The sequence below is a fragment of the Candidatus Nanopelagicales bacterium genome (genome assembly GCA_028687755.1).
Taxonomy (GTDB): domain Bacteria; phylum Actinomycetota; class Actinomycetes; order S36-B12; family S36-B12; genus UBA11398.
Window position 1 is genome coordinate 1 of sequence record JAQTZL010000020.1, and the last position, 5,336, is coordinate 5,336.

General features: G+C 52.5%; 6 protein-coding genes. 1 reads left to right on the plus strand and 5 read right to left on the minus strand.

Features of this window, described 5'->3' with window-relative positions; translation table 11 throughout:
• On the plus strand, window positions 1–1,393 hold a 1,393-nt coding region (locus PHN51_12585; protein ID MDD2819614.1), incomplete at its 5' end, for a hypothetical protein.
• A 47-nt stretch (window positions 1,394–1,440) separates the two neighbouring features.
• Here PHN51_12585 and PHN51_12590 read toward each other — a convergent pair.
• From PHN51_12590 to PHN51_12610, 5 genes are all read right to left on the minus strand, one after another.
• Complete coding sequence (locus tag PHN51_12590; protein MDD2819615.1) at window positions 1,441–1,923, minus strand: phage tail assembly chaperone; 483 nt, start codon at window positions 1,921–1,923, stop codon at window positions 1,441–1,443.
• Entirely contained in the window at window positions 1,920–2,855 is a 936-nt protein-coding gene (locus PHN51_12595) for a hypothetical protein (GenBank protein ID MDD2819616.1), read from the minus strand. The genes PHN51_12590 and PHN51_12595 overlap by 4 nt, the downstream gene beginning before the upstream one ends.
• Window positions 2,852–3,775, minus strand: a complete 924-nt coding sequence (locus tag PHN51_12600) for a hypothetical protein (GenBank protein ID MDD2819617.1) — start codon at window positions 3,773–3,775, stop codon at window positions 2,852–2,854. The genes PHN51_12595 and PHN51_12600 overlap by 4 nt, the downstream gene beginning before the upstream one ends.
• A gap of 11 nt (window positions 3,776–3,786) precedes the next feature.
• Entirely contained in the window at window positions 3,787–4,305 is a 519-nt protein-coding gene (locus PHN51_12605) for a hypothetical protein (protein MDD2819618.1), read from the minus strand.
• 82 nt (window positions 4,306–4,387) lie between these two features.
• Window positions 4,388–5,336 (minus strand): hypothetical protein (locus PHN51_12610; protein ID MDD2819619.1); only part of this gene is annotated, 949 nt, incomplete at its 5' end.

The following is a 5,336-nucleotide window of genomic DNA, read 5'->3' on the forward strand; positions in this document are numbered from 1 at the left end:
CCTTGGCGCGGGGTCATCCGGTACTACATGCTACAGACTTCCCGTTTATGCCGATGGTAGTCTCGGTCATTCGTTCGTGAGCGACAATCTTTCTGTTCGGAAAACAGACGCAGCTGTGGTGGCTACCCCAAACTTTATCCATTTGCTCGGTGGAAACAGCGGGGGAGGACCAGAGAGCACTGTACTGAAAGCCGGTATTGTCGGAAGTCCTTCCGACTTCTCTTTCTACTACGGTACTGGTGCAGTACAAGTGCCGACCAGGTTGGCCAGATTGACACCTGGCGCTGGTCGTCCATGGGAACAACAGTACCACTTCAACACGACGCAGTCGGCAGCGTTTGGATCTACGATTCAGTACCAGACTGCACCTATCGATATCTCTGACACTCAGGTGGTGGTCACCAAAGACAAGGCGTTCTTTATCGCTGGGACTCAGTCTCTCGCGGTATCCAATACGGTCAAGAAAGTAGATCTGCTTCCTGATGGCACATTGGACTTTACTTGGACCAATTGGAACAACCTTCCCAAACAGCTGGATAAACACCAGGTGGTCACCGTGGCCAACAAAGTCTACGTGATGGGTGGCGTGGATGAACAAGGTACCTACTCTTCCAGTGTCTACAAGTCAGTAATTGACCAAAACGGTGAACTGGGTGAATGGGTAGTAGCAACGTCTTTGCCTATCCAGCTTGCCAAGTTTGCCTGCGCTGTGGTCGGTGACGCCATCTACACCTACGGCGGACTGACAGTGGGTGGTACAAGAACGGCTAACTGCTACAAGGCTGTGCTCGACGCCGATGGCGAGATCACAGGGTGGTCGACCAACGGGATACTTCCGCAGCCTGTGAGTCATGCCTCCATCGCTGTGACTGCTAACTATGTGTACCTGATAGGGGGTCACAACACCACCGGCTATATCAACAACGTGTACCGCGCAACCATCGATTCAGCTGGCCAAGTACAAGGTATGGCTGACGTAGGTAGTGGTCCTGTGACAGCACGCTTTGAGCACTGTTTGGTGACCCGTAGCCACGTTTATTTGATGCAGGCATATGATGGTACCAACTCGTACCTCGGACGCGTCTACGCGGCTCCTATCACGTCTCAGGGCACCATCGGTGCGTGGTCAAGTCCATTCACTCGTGCTCAGGTCACCAAGATCGGTTGTGTGAACTTTGTGGTGGGTGGAAAGATGTACATGGTGGGTGGTTCTGATCCTACCTTGGCGACACCGAGCAAACGGATGTACGTGACAGCTTTTGCCGGCGGCAGCAACGATTACTCGTTGTACTACGGCAAAGGTGTGGTAAAGTACTCAGAACCCACTAAGTTCTATCTGCCGTATGTGAACAAGCCAGAGTTGTCTGGGGTGACATACTACGTGAAGTATTGACGGTAAAGACTCCAGTGTACCAGGTCACCCTGGTACACTGGAGATTCTTACGTTGGCTTGACTGGCCAAGAAACGTTCATGGGGAAACCTGGCTGATCCGGGAGATCCAGAAGCGCTTGTCGGTAAGCGCCCCATTCGGTCTGTTTTTCGGCAGACATGCTGGACCAGCGGATGGCATTGATGCTGTCCACGTAGGTACGAAGCAGGGCATCGCGCTTGGCGCGGTTCCGGCCAGAAGCTTGGTTCAGCTGTGCCTGAGTCGCTTCCACGAACTCGTAGGTACGAGTCAGCGTGCCGTCAGGGTTGACCTGAGGGATACCCAGCTTGATGATGCAGCGGCCCATCAGCTCAGGCGGAATCGTCGGCATCAGTGAGATATCGACAGGCTTGTAGCCATGGGAGGCGAGAAGTGCTGTCAGATCTGCTTCAGTGATGTTGCGGCTGACCGTGGTGCGGATCTCACGGAGAGCCTCCATCGGCGACATGGGTCGAGTGACCGCTACACCGTCTACAACTTTTGCGAACTTCATGGTTGTTTCCTTACAGGAGGTTGTTGGGGTTGAGGTTCGTTCTTTCTACGAACCTGCAATTGTTGATAAGTCTTCATGCGGAAAGGTTCACGCAGCTCCAGTGCTTTCTTCTGATAAGCGTGCAGCCGAGTGATGTTTTCTTCGTCAGTGAACTCCGGGAACAAGAAGCCACTCTCTTCATCTGAGAGCATGTCTCGGATAGCCGTGGATGGATCTGACCTTGTCTTGGCTGCCTCGATGAAACAGCTATACGAGTGACCATACCGTTCGGCGAAGTTGGTCAGATTGACCACTGGTTTACCGTCCAGCATGGCACGGATAGTCAGCTCAGACGAGTTCAGGGACCCGATCTCAGTGGCTCGCTCATAAAGCGCATGCCCGCTGACATTCTTGTCGATGACGCGGTGATATCCGTACTTGGTACCGTATTCTCGCATGTGCTGATCGTTGGTCAGTGGATGCGGTTTCAGATACCAGTTATCCGTGGCCATCATCTCATCCAGTCTGCTGGTGTCCACAACCCGTAGAAACAGATTGCTTCCGGTCATGAAGATGACTTTATCCAACTGAGGAAGATTGTCAGGCAGATCGGTCTGCTTGTATTTGTCTTTGTACCCGGTCAGATGACTGGAGACCTTCGAGCTGGGAGAAGAACCCAAACTCTCAGCCAGACGGTAGTTGATCTCAGCGCTCAGTGTCGTCACCAAAAAGCCACCGAAGATATCGGTGTAGGTGAACTCCGTAAAGAACGGCGGATGGATAGGGGTGATATCCGCCGAGATAGGCATAAGGCTGTGCTTGATGACCAGCTCTTCCAGATGCTTGAAGTGCGCGTAAGAAGTCAGACGTGCATTGGGACCCAGTCGCTCTTTACTCTCACCCTTCTGATGAAGAACAAGAGCGTCTACGGGTCTGGCGATGATGGATGTCACCATGTAAGTCTTTCAGTTTGAGCCTCGGTAAGGAAGCTTGTGTTTCCAAGTGTTTCTACGGTGGTATCCGCCTGCGTCGTATGTGACGTGCTGTAGGCTGTACCGTAGGTCAGATTGCCTGCCACTGTGGTCGTCCAACTTGTAGCGTAGGAGGTAGCGTGAGAGGCGGCAGTGCTGGCACTGGTCGACCAACTGGTTGTCCAATTGGAGGTATAAGAGCCAGAGGTGTTGACCGAAGTGCTACCTGATGTGGTGTAGGACGTCGAATAGCTACCTGTGGTCGCGACGTAAGTCTGAAACTCCTGCCAGACCTGAGTAGTTCTGTTGACGACCGCTGACGTGGCCCAAAGTGTCATCGAATTGAAATAGCCATAAGTCACTCGCCAACCAACCAAATTGGTGATCACGGGACTCAAACCCAAATAAGTCCCTCCGCCTCCAATCATGGAAACATAGTAGGTGCTTGGATACAGATAGGAAGTTGACCACTCATTTGTACCCTGCGTCACCACCCCAGTCAAAAACATGCAGGTATAGGATGTATTTACATCGGCATAAAACCCGGTGGTGTAACCGGTCTGATACACATACCCTGTGCTGTGTGACGAGTTCCAGCTCGTTGCCCAGCTGGTCGCGTACGAGTATCCCACCTGTGCGCTTGTTCCTACGGAGGTCGTCCAGGAGGTTGACACGGCGTAGTTGGTCACGTGACTGGTGTTGATCGAGGTGGAGAAACTGGTTCCGGCGGCAGAGGTAGTCTGGTGTGACGTCTGATACGATGTCACCTTAGACGTCTGAATCGTTGTGCTTACCAGGGTCGCTAGCGTCGTCAGAAACGACGTGGTGTAAAAAGTCGTGAACGTCGATACAGGAACTGTATTGAGTCCCTTATCGGCAAGAAGCATTCGGTTGGAACTCATGTCAGCTCCTATCAGACTGCGGCCGCGGCGTTAGGACTTGCTACCATCAGATCCCAGCCAGTGCCGTCTTTGGTGGAGAGCGCGATCAGGTCACGTCCGTTAGGAGTGAGTGTCGGCGGCGTGGCACGACTGAACGTCAGGTTCGGAATGGACCAGGTGATGTTCAGCGACGACGTGTTCCGGATGTCAAAGATGATGACTTTGGGCTTACCGTTCAGGCTGGCTACGTTGCTCAACGTGATGACCTGATTACCGTTTGCGTTCAACACAAAGTAATCACTCAAAGACAAGTCAGCGGCTTCACCAGCGGTCAGCGTCACCGCAGACTTGGGAGCCATACCCGCTTGTGCGTTAGAGATCTGTGCCGTGACCGCCGCCTGGAAATCACCCAGTTCCTGACCCACCGCAGTAGCCACCAGTCCGGAAACGTTGTTATCCACGTACTGCTTCGTGGCGATATGGTCCGGCAGTGTCGGCGACTCCGTGATCAACTGTTGACGTCCTTCAAAATTCATAGCGGAAACGCGCATGGCTAACTCCTTGTGTTCATAAATAAGAAACCAAAAAATGCCCACCACACCCTAGGTATTCCCTAGGGTGTGGTAGCATTCGTCAGTCGATCAATCTGAAGTTGACCACGATGTCTTCCTTCAAGCTATACCCAGTGGCTTCAAGCGCCAGCGTCTTACCCAAACTTACCCGAGCATTCTTGTCGATGATCTCCATGTACTCATCGTCAAGCTCTGTGAACTTCGCAAAGCTCACACTGATCACAAACTCTTTCAGTTTGGTGAAGATGACGTTCAGAGCCTCTGTGCGTTTCACCACAGTCCTCTGGTACAGATACTCGTCCAGCATCTTGGTCACGTCGTACGAGATGTTATCACGGATCACGGTGTTGTTGTAGACGTCAAAGTTCACGTACACGTCCACTACAAACTGCTGCATGCTAGAAACCGTCTTGGTTCCCGTGGGTGTCTTGACCCGCAGATCTGACACAGTCCTCGGTACCACCACAAAGGCTTCTGTGTTGTCCAGCAGTTGGCCATTGGCGTAGACAGCATCTTCTAAGCACACTTCCGTGATGTGCGTCTTGATCTGTTTGTCGTAGTCTTTCACCATGGATGAAGAGGCTACCTTGACACGGTAGTCCATGACCATCAGGTTCAAGTATCGCGTCAGATCACGGCCTTCGATCCCCAGAGGTTCTCCGTTGTTGTCCAGGATCACGCTCCCTTTCAGGTGCTCGATCACGGGTTCACCGTTCTCATCTCGGACGATATCTCCTACCTGGTGGACAATTTCGTTTGCGCTGTTGTACACTGTGTTCTTGTGTCGGAGCACCACGTCGTGACTGTAGGTCTGGTAGTCAAAGCTGCTGACACTTGTGTGCACACCAGAGAACAGTGTCTCCAGATAGTCACCGAACCTCAACGAGACATTCTCCAGAGTCACGGCGCACTGCAACCCAGACAGATAGCTGCCCGTGATGTAGCTGTCCATGTCTGTCATCTGGAAAGCAGGTGGGATGATGTTACTCGTGTAGAGCAACTGAAACTCA